22 protein-coding genes are annotated in these 22703 nt (G+C 67.0%); 14 read left to right on the forward strand and 8 right to left on the reverse strand.

What is annotated here, in order from left to right; translation table 11 throughout:
• Positions 1–46: 46 nt before the first annotated feature.
• Entirely contained in the window at positions 47–1285 is a 1239-nt protein-coding gene (locus L2D01_09195; GenBank protein WBQ09069.1) for a multidrug effflux MFS transporter, read from the forward strand.
• A 61-nt stretch (positions 1286–1346) separates the two neighbouring features.
• Here L2D01_09195 and L2D01_09200 read toward each other — a convergent pair whose 3' ends face one another.
• The 5 genes from L2D01_09200 to L2D01_09220 all read right to left on the reverse strand — a co-directional run bounded on the left by L2D01_09200 (position 1347) and on the right by L2D01_09220 (position 6392).
• Complete coding sequence (locus L2D01_09200) at positions 1347–1667, reverse strand: hypothetical protein (protein ID WBQ09070.1); 321 nt, start codon at positions 1665–1667, stop codon at positions 1347–1349.
• Positions 1668–1807: 140 nt separating this feature from the next.
• On the reverse strand, positions 1808–2707 hold the full coding sequence (rlmJ, locus tag L2D01_09205) for a 23S rRNA (adenine(2030)-N(6))-methyltransferase RlmJ (protein ID WBQ09071.1): 900 nt from the start codon (positions 2705–2707) through the stop codon (positions 1808–1810).
• Positions 2704–4191, reverse strand: a complete 1488-nt coding sequence (locus L2D01_09210) for a HAMP domain-containing histidine kinase (protein WBQ09072.1) — start codon at positions 4189–4191, stop codon at positions 2704–2706. Before L2D01_09210 ends, rlmJ begins: the two co-directional genes overlap by 4 nt.
• Before the next feature lie 21 nt (positions 4192–4212).
• A complete protein-coding gene (locus L2D01_09215) occupies positions 4213–5634 on the reverse strand; it encodes an FAD-dependent oxidoreductase (protein ID WBQ09073.1) in 1422 nt (473 codons plus the stop codon).
• The gene (locus L2D01_09220; GenBank protein WBQ09074.1) at positions 5631–6392 is read right to left on the reverse strand and encodes a TVP38/TMEM64 family protein; all 762 of its coding nucleotides are present in this window, start codon (positions 6390–6392) and stop codon (positions 5631–5633) included. The genes L2D01_09215 and L2D01_09220 overlap by 4 nt, the downstream gene beginning before the upstream one ends.
• Positions 6393–6603: 211 nt before the next feature.
• On the opposite strand from L2D01_09220, the gene rpmH reads away from it, so the two are divergent.
• The 10 genes from rpmH to L2D01_09270 all read left to right on the forward strand — a co-directional run bounded on the left by rpmH (position 6604) and on the right by L2D01_09270 (position 15687).
• The gene (rpmH, locus tag L2D01_09225) at positions 6604–6738 is read left to right on the forward strand and encodes a 50S ribosomal protein L34 (protein WBQ09075.1); all 135 of its coding nucleotides are present in this window, start codon (positions 6604–6606) and stop codon (positions 6736–6738) included.
• A gap of 50 nt (positions 6739–6788) precedes the next feature.
• Positions 6789–7136 carry a ribonuclease P protein component gene (rnpA, locus tag L2D01_09230; GenBank protein WBQ09076.1) on the forward strand — a complete coding sequence of 116 codons (348 nt, stop codon included), beginning with the start codon at positions 6789–6791 and terminating at the stop codon, positions 7134–7136.
• A gap of 36 nt (positions 7137–7172) precedes the next feature.
• Positions 7173–9239: a membrane protein insertase YidC gene (yidC, locus tag L2D01_09235; protein ID WBQ09077.1), complete on the forward strand. Its 2067-nt coding sequence runs from the start codon at positions 7173–7175 to the stop codon at positions 9237–9239.
• A gap of 86 nt (positions 9240–9325) precedes the next feature.
• Positions 9326–9904 (forward strand): ribosome biogenesis GTP-binding protein YihA/YsxC, encoded by a 579-nt coding sequence (yihA, locus tag L2D01_09240; GenBank protein WBQ09078.1) that lies wholly within the window; start codon positions 9326–9328, stop codon positions 9902–9904.
• Entirely contained in the window at positions 9901–10887 is a 987-nt protein-coding gene (locus tag L2D01_09245) for a DUF1036 domain-containing protein (protein ID WBQ09079.1), read from the forward strand. The genes yihA and L2D01_09245 overlap by 4 nt, the downstream gene beginning before the upstream one ends.
• On the forward strand, positions 10884–11582 hold the full coding sequence (locus L2D01_09250; protein WBQ09080.1) for a pyrimidine 5'-nucleotidase: 699 nt from the start codon (positions 10884–10886) through the stop codon (positions 11580–11582). The genes L2D01_09245 and L2D01_09250 overlap by 4 nt, the downstream gene beginning before the upstream one ends.
• Positions 11583–11586: 4 nt before the next feature.
• On the forward strand, positions 11587–12417 hold the full coding sequence (gene dapD, locus L2D01_09255; GenBank protein ID WBQ09081.1) for a 2,3,4,5-tetrahydropyridine-2,6-dicarboxylate N-succinyltransferase: 831 nt from the start codon (positions 11587–11589) through the stop codon (positions 12415–12417).
• A 136-nt stretch (positions 12418–12553) separates the two neighbouring features.
• The gene (locus L2D01_09260) at positions 12554–13795 is read left to right on the forward strand and encodes a hypothetical protein (protein WBQ09082.1); all 1242 of its coding nucleotides are present in this window, start codon (positions 12554–12556) and stop codon (positions 13793–13795) included.
• Between the two features lie 150 nt (positions 13796–13945).
• Positions 13946–15109 carry a succinyl-diaminopimelate desuccinylase gene (gene dapE, locus L2D01_09265; GenBank protein ID WBQ09083.1) on the forward strand — a complete coding sequence of 388 codons (1164 nt, stop codon included), beginning with the start codon at positions 13946–13948 and terminating at the stop codon, positions 15107–15109.
• The gene (locus L2D01_09270) at positions 15109–15687 is read left to right on the forward strand and encodes a hypothetical protein (protein ID WBQ09084.1); all 579 of its coding nucleotides are present in this window, start codon (positions 15109–15111) and stop codon (positions 15685–15687) included. The genes dapE and L2D01_09270 overlap by 1 nt, the downstream gene beginning before the upstream one ends.
• On the opposite strand, the gene truA is transcribed toward L2D01_09270, so the two are convergent.
• Together truA and fmt are read right to left on the reverse strand one after the other, a co-directional pair.
• Entirely contained in the window at positions 15684–16424 is a 741-nt protein-coding gene (truA, locus tag L2D01_09275) for a tRNA pseudouridine(38-40) synthase TruA (GenBank protein WBQ09085.1), read from the reverse strand. The two genes, L2D01_09270 and truA, sit on opposite strands and share 4 nt — an antisense overlap.
• A gap of 1 nt (position 16425) precedes the next feature.
• Complete coding sequence (fmt, locus tag L2D01_09280; GenBank protein ID WBQ09086.1) at positions 16426–17358, reverse strand: methionyl-tRNA formyltransferase; 933 nt, start codon at positions 17356–17358, stop codon at positions 16426–16428.
• Positions 17359–17538: 180 nt separating this feature from the next.
• Between fmt and L2D01_09285 the strand changes: the two genes are divergently transcribed.
• Together L2D01_09285 and L2D01_09290 are read left to right on the forward strand one after the other, a co-directional pair.
• A complete protein-coding gene (locus L2D01_09285) occupies positions 17539–18561 on the forward strand; it encodes a hypothetical protein (protein WBQ09087.1) in 1023 nt (340 codons plus the stop codon).
• 162 nt (positions 18562–18723) lie between these two features.
• Complete coding sequence (locus L2D01_09290; protein ID WBQ09088.1) at positions 18724–20847, forward strand: alpha/beta hydrolase; 2124 nt, start codon at positions 18724–18726, stop codon at positions 20845–20847.
• A gap of 16 nt (positions 20848–20863) precedes the next feature.
• On the opposite strand, the gene L2D01_09295 is transcribed toward L2D01_09290, so the two are convergent.
• Positions 20864–21655: a DUF547 domain-containing protein gene (locus L2D01_09295; GenBank protein ID WBQ09089.1), complete on the reverse strand. Its 792-nt coding sequence runs from the start codon at positions 21653–21655 to the stop codon at positions 20864–20866.
• Between the two features lie 110 nt (positions 21656–21765).
• Between L2D01_09295 and L2D01_09300 the strand changes: the two genes are divergently transcribed.
• Positions 21766–22632, forward strand: coding sequence for an alpha/beta hydrolase (locus L2D01_09300; GenBank protein ID WBQ09090.1), 867 nt, complete (start codon positions 21766–21768; stop codon positions 22630–22632).
• Positions 22633–22703: the final 71 nt, after the last annotated feature.

Here is a 22703-nt window from a genome sequence, read left to right on the forward strand (position 1 = left end):
CGCCCTCCCCTGTTTCTTGTGGCGCGCGACCGGAGGCCGCCAATCAGTGCGCCTGACCTCTCCTGATCCCAAGCGCCCGTCGCTGACGACGGTGGAGCTCATCGCCATGGTGGGCGGTCTGATGGCGCTGAACGCCCTGTCCATCGACATCATCCTGCCCGCCATGGGCGAGGTGGGCGCGGCGCTGGGTGCGCCGGGCAATGAACGCCAGCTGATCATCACGGCCTACATGCTGGGCTTTGGCGCGGCGCAGCTCGCTTTCGGCCCGCTGGCCGACTCACTGGGGCGCCGGCGCGTGCTGCTGGGCGCGCTGATCGCCTATCTCGCCGCCACCGCCCTGTGCATCGGCGCGCCGGACATGGGGCTGATGGTGGCCGCGCGCTTCCTTCAGGGCGTAGCCGCAGCCGCAACCCGCGTCGTCGCGGTGGCCGTGGTGCGTGATCTGGTGGCAGGACGGCGCATGGCCGAGATCATGTCATTCGCCATGACCGTGTTCATGATCGCGCCCATTCTGGCGCCGGGCCTGGGCCAGCTCATCCTGTTCGTGGCGCCCTGGCAGGCGATTTTCGCCGCCCTGTTTGTGCTGGGCGGCGGGCTGATGCTTTGGATGGCGCTGCGCCTGCCGGAGACCCTGCGCGTCGAGCATCGCATCACGCTGAGCTGGGCGTCGGCGGCGCGCAATTACGCTCTGGCCGCCCGCCACCGGGTGACGCTGGGATACATGCTGGCGGCGGCTTTGATTTTCGGGGCGCTGTTCGCCTTCATCGCCACATCCGAACAGGTGATGGCCGAGCTCTATGGCCTGGGCGCCTGGTTCCCGGTGGCGTTCGGCGCGGTGGCGCTGGGGCTGGCGGGCGCCAATATCATCAATGCCCGCATCGTGCGCCGGCTGGGCATGCGGCGTATTTCACACGTGGCGCTGGCGGCGTTCATCGTGATCAATCTGGTCCATCTCCTGATCGCCCTGGCCGGCCAGCCGCCTTTCTGGCTCTACTACACGCTGCTGGGCGGCGGGCTCATGCTGTTCGCCATGATGGGCGCCAATTTCTCCGCCCTGGTCATGGAGCCCGCCGGCGAACGCGCCGGCACGGTCGCTGCCCTTTACGGGGCCGTCACATCCATCTCCGGCGCCGTGCTGGGGACCATTATCGGGCGGCTGTATGACGGCACGGTCGTGCCGCTCCTGCTGGGGTTTGTGGTGATGGGAGCCGGCTCCCTCGCGCTGGTCGCCTGGACCGAGCGCGGGAAACTGTTCGGGGTGGGCGATACGCTGGGTGATGGGTAAAAAAGAAGCGGTGCGCCGCCAGAGGCAACGCACCGCTTCAAACTGGCGAAAGTAGCGCTGACTAGCAGCCCTTGTTTTCGTATAGGCGGTTCAGGTGCTCGCGGCGGTCTTGGGCCGCTTCGATCGCTTCTTCGGTATTCATGTAGGTGCCAACCAGAGCCGGCCAGAAGAACACGGCCGCGGCAACATTCGTGGTGTTGACGCTGCGGTCATCACGGGCTGCTTCCTCGAACTGACGCGCTTCGTCGATCTGCTGCATGATTTCCGCGCAGCTGAGGTTGCGATCGCCCGCTTGCTGCGCTTCAACCACGCGCGGCGTGGCGCAAGCAGACACGAAGAGGGCCGCCGCGCCCGCGGCGGCGATTAGCTGGATATTTTTCATGTGATTCCCCAAATGTGATGTAACAGGCCGATAGCCTGCAACGAGGCCTAAACCACCTTGCCCGCACATACAACTTCTATGGCGCAAGAAATCTTGATTTTTCCACCATTAGGAAAATTTCGCACATTGCGCCGCCGCCCTCACCCCGCGTCTTCGTCCAGCTCCAGCGTCTCGTCGGTCACCGCGCCATCCAGGCGCCAGCCCGCGCCGTCGCCCTGCGCCAGCGTCTCGCTGAGCCAGGGCAAGAGCGCCAGCAGATCGCCCTCCAGCGTGTGGGGCGGATTGACCACCACTACGCCCGCGCCCGCCAGCTTGCCCTCGCTCTCCAGATCACGCACCCAGAGATCGGCGCGCAGAACTTTCTCAGGCTCGAAATCCTGTTCGAACAGAAGCCATTGGGCGAGCCCTGAATCAAACCGCTCGCTGGCCCATAAATCCTTGAGCGTACGCCAGAAAATATAAGTCCCGGTGGGCCAGCGCTCCAGCGCGGCGCGGGCCGCGCGCGCCATGGCTGCCATCTCGTCGCGCTGCTCGAACGGCGGGTCGATCATGACCAGGCCCCGCCGCTCGCGCGGCGGCAGGAGGGCGGACAGCGCCTTGTAGCCGTCGCGGCATTCAGCCTTCACCCGCGCATCGCGGATATAGCGCTTGTCCAGCGTGCGGCAGTCCGCCTCGTGCAGCTCGCACAGATGCATGCGGTCATGAGGGCGCAGGACCGAGGCCGCGACATCCGGCGAGCCGGGATAGGCGGTGAGCGCGCCATCGGGATTGGCCGCGCGCACAGCGGAGAGCCAGGGCGCCAGCGCCGCCTCCACCGCCGCCGGCCGGACCGCGTCCAGCACGCGCGCCACCCCGCCCTGCCATTCGGGACTGCGCCTCGCCTCATCGCTGGTCAGGTCATAGCGCCCGATCCCGGCATGGGTGTCGATATAGCGCAGCGCCTTGTCCTTGCGGGTCAGATGCGTCAGGCACAGGGCGAGCACGGCGTGCTTGAGCACGTCCGCGAAATTGCCGGCATGGAAGGCGTGGCGATAATTCATGCCGGGCGGTTTAACGGCTCGGCGCGGCGTTGTGGAGCCTCTTGCGCGGCGCGCAGGCTGACCTCGAACACCGCGCCCGCGCCGCCGGTTTGCGCCAGAATGACCTCCCCGCCCATGGCGCGGGCCAGCTCGCGCGCGATGGACAGGCCGAGCCCGGATCCGCCCTTGGCGCCAGTGCGTCCAAAGGGCTCGAACAATGTTTCGCGCACATGGGCCGGCACGCCGGGCCCGGAATCGCGCACGGCGATCACCACCGCGCCATCGCCGTCCCGCGCCAGCGACGCGCTCAGCGCCCCGCCCTCTCCCATGGCCTGGATGGCGTTGCGGAAGAGATTGAGGAAGATGCGGTGCACATGGTCGGGATCGGCCTGAACCGTCACCGCATCATCCACCTGATTGTCCCAGGCCGCCGCCCCCGACACCGCTATGGCGTCGCTCAGCGCTTCGTCGAGGGCTTGTTTGAGATTGACCGGGCCGAGCACCGGCGCGCGCTCTTGCGACCGTCCGAATTTCAGCGTGTCCTCACAGAGCCTTACGCCCCGGTCGACGGCGCGCACCAGGCGCGCGCCCATATTGGCGACGCGCTCGTCCGCGCTCATGGCCAGGCGGTCGGAGATCAGCTGCGCGCTGGCCAGCACGTTGCGCAGGTCATGATTGATTCGCGCCACCGCCCCGCCCAGCGCCGCGAGCCGGTCCCTCTGGCGGAAGGCGGCGCGCACCTCGTCCTGCATGGCCGCCAGCGCGGTTTCGGCCTCGCCAATCTCATCGCGCCGCCCTGACGGGGTAAAGCCCAACGCCGGATTGCCCGGGTCCTGCTGGAAGGCGGTGATCGCCAGCGCCAGGCGGCGCATGGGGCGCACGAACATGAACATCAGCACCAAATAGAGCAGTGCGCCGGTGACGCCTGCAATGAACAGAGACAATCCGGCGATGCGCGCGGAGAAGGCCAGCAAGTCATTGCGCAACCCGGCCTCGGGCACGATGACGCTGATCTGCTCCTCCGGCCTTGTGCGCGGCGCGGCGACGATCCTGAGGTAGCGCTCCTCGGACGCGAACACCGTGCCCCACAGCGCCAGATGGCGCTCGATCAGGGTTTCACGGGTGAGGTCAGCGTCCACCATCTCGCTGTCGCCCACATCGCCGCCCAGCACCAGCTCGTTGAACCCGCCATACACACGCGCGACAGCAATGGCGTCCGCTCCGGCCAGCAATTCGCGCACCTGGTCTTCGTTCAGCCCGCCCGCATCGGCGGTCTCAGCGGCCAGCGCGGCCAGATGGGCGGATTCCGCGCGTGAGGTCAGCCATTCGGTGCGGAAATTGGACGCGGAGGGGAAGAAGATCATCACCTCGGCGACCAGCACAAACAGGAACGAGAAGATCAGCAGCTTGCCCGGCAGGGAGCGGATAGCGCGCACAATGCGCGATCCGCCCGCCTGAACCCAGGCGGCCGGGCCGGTCCCGCGGCGCTGGCCGTCACTGTCCAATCTCGTCCCCCGCACCTCGCGTCAATGAAAGGCGGTCAAGATCCGCGCCAGCATTTTGGCCAGCGGTCCGAACACCGTGGGTTCATAATACTTGCTTGCGGCGCGTTTGAAGACCTCTCCGCGCGTCGGATACGGCGCCACGGCGCTCGTCAGGTCGCGCACCGTGCCGCCGCGCGCCATCACCGCGCCCGCAATCTGGATGAGATCATCGGCGCGCGCGCCCGCCGCATGGGCGCCCAGAAGCTTCGCGCCCTTGCCGATGACCAGCTTGACGCCGCCGCGCGTATCGCCTTCGGCGATCGCCCGGTCGTTCTCGGAAAACGGCCAGCTCGACACTTTCACCGCATCGCCATGTTCCGCGCGCGCCTCGGCTTCCGTCAGACCGACACCCGCCAGCGGCGGATCGGTATAGACCGCCTGCGGGATGGGCTGGGAGGATTGGCCGGCCGGCAGGCCGAAATACAGATTACGGATGATGACCGAGCCGTGCCAGCCGGCCAGATGGGTCAGCCCGCCCTTGCCTGCAATATCGCCCGCCGCCAGCACCCGCTTGTTGGAGGTGCGCAGCCGATCATCGACGATCAGCCCGCGCTCGTCGGTGTCGACACCCGCCGCCTCCAGATTGAGGCCGTCGAGCACTGGTTCGCGCCCGGCGGCCACCAGGAGATGGCTGCCGCTGACGGTCTGTCCGTCGGCGAGCGTCAGCGTGATCGCGCCCGGCCCACCGGACGCGCGCACGGCGGCCTGACCAATGCGGAGGCTGACCCCGTCTTCCTTCAGCGCTTCCAGCGCCAGCGCAGCGTGTTCCGGCTCGAACCGCGCCAGCGGCGCGCCCGCCTCGATCACAGTGACTTTTGAGCCCAGCCGGACGAAGGCCTGGCCCAGCTCGGCGCCAATGGGACCGGCGCCCAGAATGATCAGGTGCTCGGGCAGTGTCTCCAGCGACCAGGTGGTTTCATTGGTGAGGTAGGGCAGGTCTTTCAGCCCCTCGATGCCCGGAATGCGCGCGCGCGTGCCGCTGGCGATGACGATGCGCTTGGCGGTGACCGACACAGTGTCGGATTCCAGCGTGCGCGGCCCGGCGAAGCGGGCGCGCTCGCGCACCACGGTCACGCCCAGCCCCTCAAAGCGTTCCTGGCTGTCATTAGGCTCGATGGTGGCGATGGCGTCAGCGATGGTCTGGCGCACCCGGGCGAAGTCCACGCGTTTCAATTCGGCCTCGACGCCCCAGCGGGCGGCCTCGCGCACGCCATGCGCCTTATGGGCGGCGGTGAGAATCGCCTTGGACGGCACGCAGCCATAGTTCAGACAGTCGCCGCCCATCTCGCCGGCCTCAAACAACACCACCTTGCGCCCGAGCGACGCCGCGCCCGCGGCGGTCACCAGACCGGCCGCGCCGGCGCCGATAATGGCGATGTCGGCTTTGAGATGTCTGCGGCTCATGACGCGTCCCCGTTGGCGGCTGGCGGTTTCTGGCCGGTCAGGCGCTTGTAGATCAAAGGCATGAAGCCCACGAGGGCGAACACCGCCATGGCCGCGATCAGTTCCGGGGTGAGAAGATCCAGCAGGCTCGGCACGCCGCCCGCCGCCTGACCGATGGTCGAGCCCAGCGTGGCGTAGACATAGGCCAGCGGGATCACCCCGATCAGCGTGCCCAGCATGTAGGCGCGCAGCGGCACATTCAGCAGCGCGGTCGCCAGATTGACCCCGAAGAACGGCAGCACCGGAATCAGCCGCAGGATCAACACATAGGTGAAGGCGTCGCGCGAAAACCCCTTCTGCAGCCGCGCCACATAGGACGGGAAGCGCTCGCGCACCCAGTCGGCGAAGGCATAGCGCGCCGCCAGGAAAATGATGGTCGCGCCAATGGTCGAGCCGACCACCGCCACCGCCGTCCCGGCATAGGGACCGAACAGAAATCCCGCCCCGATGGTGAACCACACCGCGCCGGGCACCGAGATCGACACCGCCAGCGCGTAGAACACGGCGTAGATCAAAATGGCAGACAGGAGATTGTCACTCACCCAGACATCCAGATCACGCAACAGCGCCTGCGCCGCCTCCGGGTTGAGATAGCGCCCTCCGCCGGCCAGCAGGAACGCCGCCAGGCCCGCCACCAGCACGGCCAGCGGGATGAGCCGGCGCCAGAGCGGCGTCTTGCGCCCAGGCTGGGCGGGTTCGGCGGGATCGATCTCGGCCATGGCGGTACGATTTCCTTGAGCAACACCTGAAAGCACGCTCGCATATAGAGCCCATCGGTGACACAAGAGAGTCACGCCCCGGCGCGCGGGCATCACCGTCGCGTGATGCACGCCTGCGTCTTGACTTGACGTGCGCCCGCCCGTATCAACCGCGGCTCGAATTCGGACAGCCGCTGGCGAGATGGCGGCGTCCCTGAACGGAGCAAATCCCGTGAAACGTACTTTCCAGCCTTCCAAACTGGTGCGCGCGCGCCGTCACGGCTTCCGCGCCCGTATGGCCACCAAATCGGGCCGTCTGGTCATTGCGCGCCGCCGCACCAAGGGGCGCAAGCGGCTGTCCGCCTGAGCGCGCTGAAACCAGTTGCAGCCTATCCCGATCGCGCCGCGCGGATCACCGTGCGGCGCGATTTTTTGCGCGCGCGCGACGGATTGCGCGCAGCGCGCCCCGGCGTGGTGGTTCAGGCGCTGAGCCGGCCGGACGATCCGGAGGGGCCGGCGCGCGCCGGATTCACCGCTACGAAAAAGATCGGCGGGGCTGTTGTTCGGAACCGCGCCAAGCGCCGGCTGCGTGAGGCGGCCCGGCTGCTTCTGCCCCTCCACGGCGCGCCGGGAACCGACTATGTGTTCATCGCGCGCGCCGAAACGCCTGCCCGGGCATGGACGGCTTTGCTTGACGATGTGGAAAGCGCGTTGATAAGCCTCGCCCCGCGCGTGCGGGCCGGCCGGAGTTTCGATCCGGCCTGAGGCGTCATATTGGCCTGGTGAAGGATGTCCGCACCCATGGGTGACCCGAAGAACACGCGCAATCTGATTCTGTTTTTCGTCTGCGTCATGGGCATCCTGCTGCTCTACGACCTGCTCGTCATGCAGCCGCAGGCCCGGGAGCAGCGCGCCGCGCGCGAGGCCGCCCAGATGGCCGAGCAGGCGCCCCCGCCCGCCGATGCCGCGCCAGACGCCAGCGGCGTTGATTTCGGTGTGGAACGGCCCGCCGCCGGGCTGACACGGGAAAACGCGCTGGCGCGCTTTGAGCGCATCGAGATCGCCACCCCCGCCCTGTCGGGCACGCTGGCGCTGACCGGCGCACGCCTCGATGATCTGCAGCTGCTGCGTTACGACACCGAAGTTGATAACGGCGTGCCGGTCACGCTGCTCCACCCCGAAGGATCGGCCAACGGCCACTACATGTTCTCCGGCTGGCTGGGCGGATCGGACGCGCCCGCTGGTCTGCCCGATCTCAGCACGCAGTGGCGCCTGGTCGAGGGCGGCCGCCTGACGCCGGAGACGCCGGTCGTGCTGGAGCATGAAGCCGGGCCGCTGGTGTTCCGCCGCACCATCTCGGTGGACGACAATTACCTGTTCACGGTCACTGACGCTGTGACCAATAACGGATCGGCCCCGGTGTCGCTGCGCCGCTTCGGCGCGGTGCGCCAGGAAGGCATTCCGCCCGACCTGCTCAATTTCTTCATCCTTCACGAAGGCGCTGTCGGGATTGTCGGCGACCGGCTGATCGACCGCGACTTCAAGAAAATGACCGAGGACCGCTTGCTGGAACGCACCGGCGCAGGCGGCTGGATGGGCTTCACGTCCAAATACTGGCTCGCCGCGGTCACGCCCCAGGGCATGCCGGAAATGCGCGGCCAGTTCCGCATGCTCGACCGCCCCGGCGCGCCGGTCTTCGAAGCCAATTACCTCGCCGCGCCCGTGGCCGTGGGGCCGGGCGAGACGGTGAGCGACACCAGCATGATGTATGCGGGCGCCAAGTCGTCCTCGCTGTTGTCGCAATATGAGGACGAAGCCGGGATCCCGCGCCTGTCCCAGGCCATCGACTGGGGCATGTTCTGGTTCCTGACCCGGCCCTTCTTTGCGATCATCCATTACCTCTACGGCGTGATCGGCAATTACGGCCTGGCGCTGATGCTGTTCGTGCTGCTGATCAAAATCCCGCTCTTCCCGCTGAACAACCGCGCCTTCGCCTCCATGGCCAAGATGCGCGCCGTAGCGCCGAAGATGACCGAGATCCGCGAGCGCCACAAAGACAACCCCCAGGCCCAGCAGCAGGCCATGCTGGCGCTGTACAAGCGCGAGAAGATCAATCCCATCGCCGGCTGCCTGCCGATCCTGCCGCAAATCCCGATCTTCTTTGCGGTGTACAAGACCGTGTTCATCTCGCTGGATGCGCGCCACGCGGCGTTCTTCGGCTGGATCCGGGACATGTCCGCGCCCGATCCCACGACGATCTGGAATCTGTTCGGCCTTCTGCCTTACGACCCGTCAGGCATTCCGCTCATCTCCAACCCCTATCTGGCCGTGGGCGTCTGGCCGATCATCATGGGCGTGACCATGTGGGCGCAGATGAGCCTGAACCCGCCGCCGCCCGACAAGATCCAGCGCCAGATCTTCGCCTTCCTGCCGGTGGTGTTCACCTTCGTGCTGGCGCCCTTCGCCGCCGCGCTCGTAATCTACTGGGCCTGGAACAACACGCTGACCGTCATCCAGCAATACATCATCATGCGCCGCCAGGGCGTCGAGACCGAGTTCGACAAGGGCATCGCCCGCCTGCGCGCCAAGCTGAAGGGCGAGCCTGCGCCGGACTTCTCCGAGCCTGACAAGGCCGGGGCGACGCTCGATGAAAAGGCCGCAGCCGCCACGCAGACAGCGCTCAAGAGCACCAAGCCCGCCAATACGCCGGCCGTTGACGGCGAAGCGGTGGACGCTGAGCCTGCAGACGGCGATGACGCGCCCAGGCCCGCCGCGCCGAAACCCGCCGGAACGCGCACGCGCTCCAACCCGGCGGCCAAGAAGAAGCGCTCGGGCCCGGCCCGGCGCAAACCGGGGGCCAAGCGCTGACCCATCCTGACGCGCCAGATCAGAGCCTCGAGGAGGCCGAGCGTATCGAGGCGGCCCGCAAGCTGTTCGCAGGCAATTGTGACTTCATGCTGGGCGTCACCGCGCTGGAATTCCTGCCGCCGCCCCATACGCCCGAAGTGGCGTTCGCCGGGCGCTCGAATGTGGGCAAGTCCTCGCTGATCAATGCGCTGACCGGGCGCAAGGCGCTGGCGCGCGCCTCCAACGAGCCCGGCCGTACGCGCGAGCTGAACTTCTTTGATCTCGCCTCGCGCCTGCGGATTGTCGACCTGCCCGGCTATGGCTTCGCCAAGGCGCCGAAGGATGTGGTGGAGCGCTGGACCGCCCTGACGCAGGACTATCTGCGCGGCCGGGTCAATCTCAAACGCGTGCTCTTGCTCATCGACGCGCGTCACGGCATCAAGCCTGTGGATGAGGGCGTGATGAAAGCGTTCGACAAGGCGGCGGTGATTTATCAGCTGGTGCTCACCAAGGCGGACAAGCTCAAGCCCGCCGAGGCTGAGGCGCGTCTGGCCGAAACCCTGAAACAGATCGAGCGCCGGCCCGCCGCCCACCCGCGCATCGCCCTCACCTCCAGCGCCAAGCAGGACGGCATTCCCGAGCTGCGCGCGGAGCTGGCCGATCTGGCCCTGGCGGCGCCGGCATGAGCGTGCGCGGGCTGCTGGCCGCAGTCTTCGGCGCCGCCGCCCTGACCGGACCGGCGCTGGCCGGCGAGGTGTGCAACGAGACCAGCTTCATGCTGGACGTGGCCAAGGCCTGGCCCACACCCACCGGACTGGCGGCTGAAGGCTGGACGCGCATCGCCCCGGGCGCCTGCGCCCGTTTTGGTCCGGGCGCCGATACCGACCAGTATCTCTATGCCCGCTCCACCAGCGCCTATCCCGGCGGCGTGCGCGAATGGCGCGGCGCGCTGGATGTGTGCGTCGACGAAACCGATTTCGCCTTCGAAGGCGTGGCCAATTGCGCATCCCTGGGCCTGCAGACCCGCCAGTTCCGGCGCCTCAACGAGGCCGAGCGCACGCGCGCCGTCCTCGTGGAGCTCGACGAGTTCGGTGATCGCGCCGAGGAGGCCGGCCTGCAGCGTCTGTTGCAGGCCAATGGCTATGATATCCGCCTGATCGACGGCTTCGCCGGCCGGCGCACGCGCCGTCAGGTCGCGGCGTTCGAAGCCGAAGCCGGACGCGAGTTCGGCAATGACCGGGCCGGTCTGATCGAGGCGCTGCATTCACGCGCGGTCGAGCGCAACGCCCGCACGGGCCTGCGCGTCTGCAACGACGCTGAAATGCCCATGGCGGCGGCTTTGGCGCGTGTACGCGAGGGCGAAACCCGGGTGCGCGGCTGGTGGCGCATCGAGCCCGGCGCGTGCATGCGCCTGGCGGCCGACCGGCTGGCGGCCGGTGAAGCCCATCTGCATGTCCGCCTGCTGACCGATCAGGGCGAGCGTCATCTCACAGGGGCCAACGCCTCCTTCTGCATCGCGCCGGGCCGTTTCATCAACGACAATCCCGAAGGCTGCGAGCGCCACGGCTTCGTGCGCGCCAATTTCCGCGCCGCCCCGGCGCCGGACGCAGAGACAGCCGGCGTGACGATGCGTCTGACCGCGCCGGACTTTGAGGAAATCGAGCAATGAGCGGCGCAGCGCGCTTCCACGCCATGGAGTCGTGGGTGTTTGATCTGGACAACACCCTCTATCCTGCCGACACGGCCGTGATGAGCCAAGTCGAACAGCGCATGACGCTGTACGTAATGCGCCTGCTGGACCTCGACCGCGAGAACGCGCGCCGGGTGCAGAAAACCTACTGGCGCGAATATGGCACGACGCTCAACGGCCTAATGAGCAATCACGACGTCAATATGGGCGATTTCCTCGATTTCGTGCACGATGTGGATCACTCGGTGATCACCCCCAACCCAGAGCTGGCCGGCCACATCACGGCGCTTCAGGGCAAGCGCGTGGTGTTCACCAATGGCTCGCGCAAGCACGCCGAGAAGGTGATCGACCGGCTGGGCCTCAATGGCCTGTTTGATGATCTCTATGACATCGAGGCGGCGCAGTATTTGCCCAAGCCGCACCGGGCGAGCTTTGAGCGCTTCACCCGCCATTTCGACATCACGCCGCACAGCGCGGTGATGTTTGAAGATTCACCGGCCAATCTTGAAACGGCTGCGGATATGGGCTTCACCACCGTGCTCATCCGCGCCAGCGCGCACGACCCCGACGGCCATACCGCCGGACCGGGCGCTCACCCGCCCCATGTCCACTACGCCGCAGACTGTCTGACCGGTTTCCTGGGCGAAATGCGCGCCGCCAGCTCCAAGGCCTGATCCCATGACCCACGCCGCCCTCAAAGACGCCATCGACGCCGCCTGGGAGGGCCGCGCCGAGCTGACCCCGCAGAGCCAAGGCCCTGTTGGCGAGGCGGTGGAGACGGCGCTGGCCCTGCTCGACAGCGGCGCGGCGCGCGTGGCCTCCCCCGACGGCCAAGGCGGCTGGACGGTGCATGAGTGGCTCAAGAAAGCCGTGCTCCTGTCCTTCCGCCTGAACTCCAACACGCTCATCGCCGGCGGCCCGGGCGAGGGGCCGTGGTGGGACAAGGTCCCGTCCAAGTTTGAAGGCTGGGGCGAAGCCGAATTCACCGCTGCGGGCTTTCGCGCCGTGCCCCCCGCCGCCGTGCGCCGGGGCGCCCATATCGCCCGCAACGCGGTGCTGATGCCCTCCTTCGTCAATATCGGCGCCTATGTGGACGAAGGCGCGATGATCGACACCTGGGCCACGGTCGGCTCGTGCGCCCAGATCGGCAAGAACGTGCACATCTCCGGCGGCGCCGGGATTGGCGGTGTGCTCGAGCCGCTGCAGGCGAGCCCGGTGATCATCGAGGACAACTGCTTCATCGGCGCGCGCGCCGAGGTGGCCGAAGGCGTCATCGTGCGCGAGGGCGCGGTCTTGTCCATGGGCGTCTATATCGGCGCCTCCACCAAGATCGTGGACCGCGCCACCGGCGAGGTGATGCGCGGCGAAGTTCCGGCCTACGCCGTGGTGGTGCCCGGCGCCCTGCCCGATCCAAAGGGCGGGCCGTCACTCTACTGCGCCGTCATCGTCAAACGCGTCGACGCCCAGACCCGATCCAAGACAAGCATCAACGTCTTGCTGCGCGATTGACCGGGGCGCTGGCGGGCTAGCGCGGCCAACACACAACCCTAACCAAGAATGCGCTTGACCGCTCCCTTTGAGGGGGTGTTTTATGCGCGTGTTAACTTCTTTTGCTGGGGCCGGGGTTATGAAATTCAGATCATGCATGCTGCTGTTGTTGTCTGCTGCGCTGGTAAGCGGCTGTCAGTCTCTGAACAATGCAGGGAGGGCGGTGAGCGTATATTCCGGGGACTTCAGGACCCTTTCAGAAGGCTTTCTCATAAATCCGATTAATGCAACAGAGTACCGATCAGATTTCGGTCCGACGATAAATTACTACTTGTTCGGGTCAAATGAAGTCAGTGACGGAAACTTGAGTTCGAATACGCTCAATTCGGCATGGGAACGAAGTCAGTATTGCTTGAGATTCTATGGTCGCCAATCCGGCATCTATATCGCATATGACGCTGCTGGCTCCATTGTTTCGGGCACGGGCAGCACAGCGATCCTGGCGTCGGGCGGTGCCGCGGCCTCCTCGACAAATGCGATTCTGGCAGGGATCACATTGGGACCCGCTGTGCTGCGCGACGTCGCCAATCTCGACCCGCAGCAAGCGAACGCTTTCCAGGCGCTCCGGGCCGTCTCCCTGGCTCAGTGCGAAACGCTGGCCCTCCGCGCCGCCAGGCTGGAGCAGACCGACTCTTTCGCGGCCCGGCGCCGCGATCTCGCTCGAGCGCGCCAAGCCGCTCTGGAGACGCGCGGCCGGATTGCGGCGGAATTCGAGCGCGAAGCCAGAATACAGCGGCCCGAACTGTCTGGCGCAGAAGCGCAGACGCCTCGCTCGGACATGTCTGAAGTCGCCGTACGCGACCGCCTGCGCGAACTGGACCGTCAGCTGGCGCTCAGCATCGCAGACTCTGATCGGGTGTTGCGGGTGATGGACCGTATCTTCCAAACAACCTCGCCAGACCGCCTTGCGCTGCGTCTGCAGACCGAACTTCAAGCGATCAATCTTGTGTGGGGTGAAATGGCCGCCTCCCTGGCGCCGACCCCGGAGCAGACCTTCCGGCACTTGCTTGCGGCACCTCTGACCCTGGCCTCGCGGCTTGTCTCGGGCGAATCCGACAAGGAAGTGATTCCGCCACAAGTGGCTGCCGTGCGGTTTGACTATAGCCGCACGCGCATCCCTCTGAACCTTACGATCGATACGGTTCCTCAAAGGGAATATATTGACATGATGCGAGCTGCCGATGACAGCCCTGCTGCACGGCTAATGTATACGGCCGCCGGCCATTTTAACGATCTCAATGAGCACACCACCAATTCAGTTTCGGCTGCGGAATGGATTGCTCAGGCGCCTCAGCAATGTAGGTTTTACTCGTCGACCAATACGGCAGGAGGCGCCTAGCTCGGCCAGGTTAGGGGCAGGCGGCCTCGATTGTCCCGTTGTACTGGGCAAATGCAGGATGGCGTTTGATCTGGCCCAGCTGGGGCCTTGCCTGACAGGACGGTCAGCGGACCTTGGCACAGACTCGCATTTCGCCCTAAGTCTGCTGCCATGGCACACTTACCCGCCCTGCTCGACCCCATCGCCCTCGCCCGCCGCCTGATCCAGGCGCCGTCTGTCACGCCGGCTGATGCGGGCGCGCTGGACGTGCTGGAACAGGCGCTGACCGCGCTGGGCTTTGCCTGCACGCGCTATCCTTTTGGCGAGGTGGACAATCTCTACGCCCGGCTGGGCACTGCCGCGCCGGTGTTCTGTTTTGCCGGACATACAGACGTGGTGCCCCCCGGACCGGAAGCCGCCTGGTCCCATCCGCCCTTCGCCGCCGACATCGCCCAGGACCAGATCTGGGGACGCGGCGCGGCGGACATGAAGGGCTCCATCGCGGCCATGGTGGCGGCGGTGGGCGCCCATATCGCCCGCCACGGCCCGCCCAAAGGCTCTATCGCCTTCCTGATTACGGGTGACGAAGAAGGCCCGGCGGTCAACGGCACGAAAAGGCTCCTTGAAGCCGTGTATGCGCGCGGCGAGCGGTTTGATCATTGCCTGGTGGGCGAGCCGACCAATCCCGCCCATATCGGCGACACCATCAAGGTAGGCCGGCGCGGCTCGCTTAACGGCGTCATCAATGTGACCGGGCGACAGGGTCATGTCGCCTATCCTGACAAGGCGGAAAACCCGATCCCGCCCCTGCTGGCGCTCTTGAGCAAGCTCTCCGCCCGGCGCCTGGATGACGGCGCGCCGCATTTCCAGCCCTCCAATCTGGAGGTCACCAGCATCGATGTGGGCAATGCGCCCCACAATGTGATCCCGGCTGTAGCGCAGGCGAAATTCAATATCCGCTTCAACATCGCCCATACCGGCGATGACCTGAAACGCTGGGTCGAGGATGAGGCGGCGGGCGTGGGCGCAGGCTTCAACGGGCAGATCAAGCTGGACCTGACCGTCACAGGCGAAGCCTTCCTGACCGACAATCCCGCCTTCACCGATCTGCTCAGGAACGCCGTGATCGAGGTGACCGGCAAGGCCCCGGCCCTCACCACCGGCGGCGGCACGTCGGATGCCCGCTTCATAAAAGACTATTGTCCTGTGGCCGAGTTCGGCCTGGTCGGCGCGACCATGCACCAGATCGACGAGCGCGTGCCGGTGGCCGACATCACCCTTCTCACCGCCATCTATACCCGCATCCTGGACCGGTATTTCGAGGCCTTCGCCTGATGCGGCGCATGCTGGCCGACGCCAGTCTGCGGGTGCGCGGCGTATTCGCCATGCTGGCCTTCCGGCCTGGTTGGCGCGGGCATTTCGACGTGACGCCCCTGGGCGTCGGCCGGTCGTTCAATGGCGTGATCCTGGCCCTGCCCGCCTTTTATCTGACGGTGGCGGGCTTCAATGCACTGGCCGCCGACAATCCGGCGCTCTACGGGCCGGACGCTGCGACAACCAGCTTTGGCGAGGCGGCGGGCGCATGGCTGCGCATCTGGGGCCTGTTCCCGCTCACCGCCTTCCTCACGGTCGCCATTTTGGGGATACGCGAGCGTCTGGGCGCATGGCTGGCGGTGCATAACTGGGCGGTGTTCGTCCTGCTGCACGTGCAGGCCCTGATCTGGGCGCTATACCTCGCCGGGCTGGCCAATGCCACTGCGGTCCAGGGCCTGCTCAGCCTCTACATGCTGGCGCGCTATTTCGTGCATTGGCGCGTCGCCCATGGTGCGCTGGGCCTGCCGCCGGTGCTGGCGGGCGCGGCCGCGGCCATCCCGCTGGTCATCGAGGCGATTGTGATCGCGCTGCTGGCCTAGGCGTAGCGCACAAACGCCAGATACAGCCCGTCGGGCGGCGCCACGGGTCCGCAGCGTGTGCGGTCAGCGGCGGCCAGCGCATCGGCGAAATCAATGACCGACCATTTGCCATTGCCCACCTCCACCAGCGAGCCGGTGATGGAGCGCACCTGTCGGTGCAGGAAGCTGATCGCTTCGACGGTGATGCGCACCTCGCCGTCCGTCTCGCGCACGGCGATGGCGTCGATGGATTTGACCGGCGTCTCCGCCTGGCAGCGCGCATCGCGGAAGGTGGTGAAGTCATGCATCCCCACCAGCGCCTGCGCCGCCTCATGCATGGCGGCGACGTTCAGGGCGCGCGGCGTGCGCCAGGCCCTGCCCGCCTCCAGCGCTAGGCGCGCCCGGCGCGGGATGATGCGGTAGACATAACCGCGCTTCACCGCCGAGAAGCGCGCATGGAACCGGTCATCGACGCGCCGCGCCGAGAGGACCGCAATCGGGTCGCGTCCCAGATGGTGATTGAGCGCATCGCGCACCTTGCCCGGCGCCAGGTCCTTTTCCAGGTCCACATGGGCGCTCTGGGCCAGGGCGTGCACGCCTGAATCGGTGCGCCCCGCGCCATAGACTTCGCGCGGGGCCCCGTCGAGCGCTGCAACGGCCCGCTCCAGCGCCGCCTGAACCGACGGGCCATTATCCTGACGCTGCCAGCCCACGAAGGGCCGCCCGTCATACTCGATGGTGAGATGGTAGCGGGGCATGTCAGCTCAGGCGCGTTCCGGCGGGCGCCTGCGTACCGCGAAGGAACTCATCCGCCTCCATCACGCCGCGTCCCTCGCGCTGCAGCCTTGTCAGGCGCACCGCGCCGCGCCCGCAGGCGATCAGCAGCGCGTCATCCAGCACCTCGCCCGGCTCGCCCTCGCCGCGTTCGGGAACCGCGAAATGGACCTTCACGCGCACCTCCCCCCTGGGCCCTTGCAGTGCGAACCAGGCGCCGGGAAAGGGCGACAGGCCGCGTATCCTGTCGGCCACCTCGCCGGCAGGCCGCGTCCAGTCGATCCGGGCCTCCTCGCGCGTGATCTTGCGCGCATAAGTGACGCCGTCCTCAGACTGCGGCGTGGCGCTCAAACTGCCCCGCTCCAGCGCCGCCAGCGTGCGCGGCCACAGGAGGGCGCCCACCTGCATCAGACGGTCGTGCAGCGAACCGGCGGTGTCGGTTTCGTGGATGGGCACGCTCTCGCTCATCAGGACCGGGCCGGTGTCGAGCCCGGCCTCCATCTGCATGATCTGCACCCCGGTCATCTCGTCGCCCGCCATGATGGCGCGCTGGATCGGCGCCGCCCCGCGCCAACGCGGCAGAAGCGAAGCGTGCAGGTTGAGACAGCCCAGGCGCGGCGCATCCAGCGCGCGCTGCGGCAGGATCTGGCCATAGGCGACGACGCAGGCGGCATCGAGGTTGAGCGCCTCGAACGCCCCCAGCACATCGGGATCGCGAAAGCTCTCCGGCGTGAAAACCGGCAGGCCCAATTGCTCAGCCAGCTCATGCACCGGCGTCTTCGCGCTGGCCTGACCGCGCCCGCGCGGACGCTCGGGCTGGGTGTAGACCGCTGCGATTTCGTGGCCTGCCCCTGCGATCTCGGCCAGCGAGGCGGCGGCGAAGGCGGGCGTTCCCATGAAGGCGAGGCGAAGGCTCATGACCTGTGATGTCCTGGCGCTGGAGGCATGCGCACCTGATAGCCGCGCGCGCCCGGTTTGGCCACCGGATCGCGCCACCGGGGCTGCACGCCCAATTTCCGCCCAATATGATGGGTGTTGTCAGTTGCCGGTGACGGGCTGATTTGCCACCATCCACCGACTCAACAAGGGGGGACACCCATGTCATTCATCCATTCGGCGGTCGCCGCCTCGATCCTTCTCGCCGCGCCCGGCGCAGCGCTGGCCCTGAGCTCTGACGGGTCACAGAACGTTCACCGCGCCGGGGCGGCCAAGAGCCTCGCCGCCAGCCTGGCGCAGCCTGACTACTCGCTGGAACCCGAATACGGCTCCGTGGCGCTGACCGCCGGATTCACGCCGGATCCCTATGTGATCGAGATGCTGGCAGGTGGCGAAGTTGACGCAAATTCAGCGCTGTCGCGCTACGCCATCGGACAGGGCGGCGATGGCCGGTGCCGGGGCAATATCGCGCAGGCGCCCGATTTCCGTCTGCACTACGAAGCGGACGGCTATTTACCGCTGATCATCCGCGCCGCCGCGGCGTTCGACACCACGCTGGTGGTGAATGGTCCCGACGGGACCTGGTACTGCGACGATGACAGCGGCGCAGGCGTCCAGGCCATGCTGCAGTGGGATCTGCCCGCCTCCGGCCAGTATGACATCTGGGTCGGCGCCTACTCTGCGAACAATAATTACGAGCCGGCCCGCATCGAAATTTCGGAACTTTTGAGCGGATCGAACAACGGCGGTGGCGACGCCCTCAACTTCATGCTGACGGCGGTGCATGGCGTCATCGATCTGGCATCCGGGTTCACGCCCGATCCGCGCATTGTCAATGTGTTTGCGCGCGGTGAGGTCGCGGTGCGGAACGATCTGTCCACCAACGCTTATGCCGGCGACGGCCGCTGCCGCGGCTATACCGGGTCCGCGCCGGACCTGTCGGTACGGTATACGGCCGGCAGCATTTTCCCGTTCGTCGTGCGCGCCATCGCTGACTTCGATACGACCCTGGTGATCAACGCCCCGGACGGCAGCTGGCACTGTGACGACGACAGCGGCGACAGCGTGCAGGCCCAACTGGTGTTCCGTCAGCCGGCCACCGGCCGGTACGATATCTGGTTCGGATCCTACGGCTCGGGCCGTGACGGGCAGCGCGGCCGCATCGAAATCTCCGAGTTCGAGTAGGCGCACCTGACAGCGCGAAGCGGGCCCTCAAGGCCCGCCGGGTGCTCAAGACACGATCTGACGGGGCCGGGCGCATGACAGCGCGCCCGGCCCCGTTTGCCTTGACGCAGGGGCGCCCAGACGGCCAACTGGAGCTCTCATGTCTCGGGGAGGGGCTTAATCGTGATTCACTTTATCGCTCTGGCCAGCGCGGCCGCATCGCTGTTGGCGGCGGCCCAGGACGCACCCGATCAGGCGGCTTTGTCACAAGACGCCACGTCTGTGACCCATGAGGACCCGGTTTCGTCACATGAGGACCCGGCTTCGACACGTGACGCGGTGTTTACGACACCGGATTCCAGCCTCAACCCCCGCCTGACACCGCTGGTCTGTCCCTTCAAGGGCGAGATCGACTACGAGCCGGGCGAGGTCTCCTGCGGCATGATCACGGTGCCGGAGAACCGCGAGCGGGACGGTACGCGCCTGATTCAATTGCACTATGTGCGCATCGCCCCCACCGGCGAGGACGAGGCCGCGCACCGCGAGGATCCGGTCATCTATCTGACCGGCGGACCCGGCGTGGGCGTGGATGCTTATGTGGGTCGGCTCAATGATCACCCCATCGCCGAGACGCGCGCGCTCTACATTCTGGAACAGCGCGGCATTGGCGCCAGCACGTCTTTCTGCCCGCAATTCAATACCATAGACCCGGGTCTGAACGCCGCGGCCAGCCTTGACGAAATGATGGTCGCCTCGGCCGAGCGCAACGCGCTGTGCTTCCGCGAGGCCGCCGAGCAGGGGATAGACCTCACCGGCTACAACACGGTGGAGAATGCCCGCGACGTGCGCGCCCTGCGCGAGGCGCTGGGTTACGAGCAGTGGAATGTCTGGGGGATTTCATACGGTTCACATCTCGGCCAGATGCTGCTGCGTCAGGACCCCGGCGGCGTGCGCGCCATCGTGCTCGACGCCATCGTGCCCAACGATCTCGTCGATCTGTTTGATCTGTCGCGCATTTTCGATCTTCTGATCGCCAACTTCACCGGGGACTGCGAGGGCGCACGCGCCTGCAATGATCTGGAAGCGCGCCTGTTCGCGGCCATGGAATCACTTCGCGATGATCCGGTGATCCTGCCCGGCGCCGATTCCGAAGCGACTCCCGGGGGCGAGGTCTGGCTGCCGCCGGCCCTGCTGGCCTATCTACCCTTCTCGCTGGCCTACGAACAGGACAGCTACCCCTTCATTCCGGCGGTAATGTCCAATCTCGCCGATGCTCTGGAGCGTCGCGACCCGGTGGTTCTTGAGGGATTGGCCGTGGCGCTGTCCGGCGGCATGGGGCCGGGCGGCGGCATGACCATGTCGCCGGGCATGTCGGCCGCAGTGCAGTGCAATGACGGTTATGTCCAGGCCGAGCTGGCCGCCGCGCAGGCGAGCGCCGGAAGCCGCTGGCATGGCCTGGCTGTGTCTCTGCCCGGCTCGCAGCGCGCCGCTGAGGTGTGCGAGGAGGCCGGCCTCACCCTGCGCGACCGGGCCGACTATGCGCTGGTCCAGACCGGTGTCCCGACCCTGATCGTCAACGGCGCCTGGGACCCCATCACCCCGCCCTGGCTGGCGGTGTACATCCATGAAGCCATGCCCGGCTCGCGCTATGTGGAAGTCCCCTATGCGGGCCACGGCCCCACCCGCTCCATGCCCGAATGCGGCGGCCAGGTGATGCGCGACTTCTTTGACGACCTCGATCTGGACGGTCTGGACGTCAGCTGCCTGGCAGAGGGCGCGGGCGCGCCCGACTACGAGGACCTGATGTGGACCACCAGCGTCTACCGCGCCCTGGCCCTCACCCCTGACGCGCCGCAAGCCTTTGTCGTCCCGATGGTGTGGGCGGGCGTATGCGTGCTGATCCTTGTCCTCGGCGTGTTCATTCTGCCGCTGTCTGTCCTCGCCCGCATCATCGACCGGCGCCCCGCCGCCGAACTCGCAGCCCTCACCGGCGGCGCGCGCCTGACCGCCTGGCTCGCTGGCGTCAGCGGGCTGACGGGCCTCACCCTGATCGGCGTGGGCGCCGCGCGGCTGATGGAGGACGCGGATGCGGCCATCATCGCCGGACTGGCCGCGCCAGCCGGCGCCGGGACCTGGCTCATGCTGGTCTCGGGCGTTCTGGGTCTCCTCACCCTTGTCCTGCTGGCGCGTACGCTGGCGTCGGGCGAGCGGGTGCGGTTCGGCACGCTGACCGGCATCACGCTTATGGGCCTCGCCGCGGCGGCGCTGACCGCATTCGCCTTCGTCTGGGATCTCGCGCCGTTCTAGCGGCGGCGCCGAGGTCTCAATCGGGACGGTTGAGCGCCCAGTCATACGTGTGGCCCGCAATGCGCGGATTGGCCCTGATCGCCTGCGCCAGCTGCGGCTGCGCGTAGGCGAGAAGGTGCGCGATGACCCCTGCATCATTGCCGCCGAAATCCTCCTGATACCATTTGTAGATCCGCGAGATCACCAGCCCGCGGTCCGTCACCGTGACGCCGCGCGGATGGTTCACATAGGCGCGCGCCGCGGCGTCCAGGTCTTCATCCAGAGTATCCGCCCGCCAGGCGCGGGTGCGGATATCCGGGCAACCGATGGACGCGCAATTGACCGCGTAGTGCACCAGAGGCGCGTCAAATTGTGGGCGCATGATTCCGTGCTCGATATCGTCCAGCGACAGCGCCCGCCCTTCCACGGTTACGCGTTCGGCGGCCCAAGGGCCGATGGAGAACAGGCTGGGACGTATCTGCATGATGGAACGCGACGGGTTCTCCTCCACGATCAGGCGTACGGTCACCGCGTTGTACAGATTGGCCCAGAGCGCGAACTGCGCATCGGGCGCCAGCGTGCTGACCGGCTGGGCCTCCAGCGAAGCGATATAGTCAACCAGCGCGGCGCGATCATCCGCGTGAGCGCGCAGGCGGTCATAATCGACCCGGTCCACGCCGTCTGATCCTTCAATGACATACATGCCCAGCAGCTGGTCCCAGGCATCATGCAGATCGTCCGTGGCATGGGCGGAAGGGGCGACAATGCCCGCCAGCGCGATCAGTATCAGGGCAAGGCTGCGGGCGGCAATGGGAGATCTCCTGTTCAAGGGCGTGTGACATAAACTAGCCCATCGGCGCCGCCAGACCTTGCCCGGCCGCGTGAACTCGCCAGTTTGTGCAGCGCGCTCACGCCCGCGTCAGCCGGAGGCAAGGCCCTGTGACCACCGAACCGACCCGCCTGACCATCCCCGCGCCGGACGGCGATATCGCGGCGCTGGCCTGGCCGGCGCCCGGACGTCCGCGCCTGGTCGCCGCCCACGGCAATGGCTTCAACGCCATGAGCCTGAAACCCATGCTCGCGACGCTGGCGGGACGGTTCGACATCATCGCGGTGGATCTGCGGGGTCATGGCCGCACGACCCTGCCCGCTGATCCCAGAACCCATGACAGTTGGGATATTTACGCCAATGACCTCCTGCATGTTCTGGCCACGCTGGACCGCCCGGCGGACCTGCTGGCGGGCCATTCCATGGGGGCGGTCAGCCTGTTGCTGGCGGCCGGCCGCTTGGACGCCCCGCCGCCGCTGGCGCTGATCGAGCCGGTGGTATTGCCGCCGACGGTTTACATCGCCGCGCGCACGCCGTTCTGGCCCCTGTTTCGCGCCCGCATCGGCCTGGGCGACCGTGCCCGGCGGCGCGCCAATGCATGGACGGCGCCGCAGGAGGCGCTGGCGCGTTACCGCGGCAAGCCCGCCATGGCCGCCTGGCCGGCCGGCGTACTGGACGCCTATCTCGAAGACGGACTGATTGAGGGGCCGGACGGCTGGCGCCTCGCCTGCGACCCGGCGTGGGAAGGCGCCAATTTCGAAGCCTGCCGCCATGACCTCATGAAGGCGGCGGCGCACGTCGGCGCGGGCGTGCACGTTCTCAAAGCAAAACACGGCTCCACGGTCATTAATGCGCGCGGGCTGGAACGGCGCGGCGCGTCGATCAGCACTCTGGACGGGGTCAGCCATTTGGCGCCGATGGAAGCGCCGGAGCGGGTGGCGGAGTGGGTGGCGGGTGTGGGGCTTAGTGTGCGTTGATAAGGTAAAACTGCCTTCCCGGACGGCGTAACCGATCCGGGATCCGTCCCGGCCATTCTGAACCCCGGCGC

The organism is Hyphomonadaceae bacterium ML37 (assembly GCA_027627685.1).
Lineage (GTDB): Bacteria > Pseudomonadota > Alphaproteobacteria > Caulobacterales > Maricaulaceae > Oceanicaulis.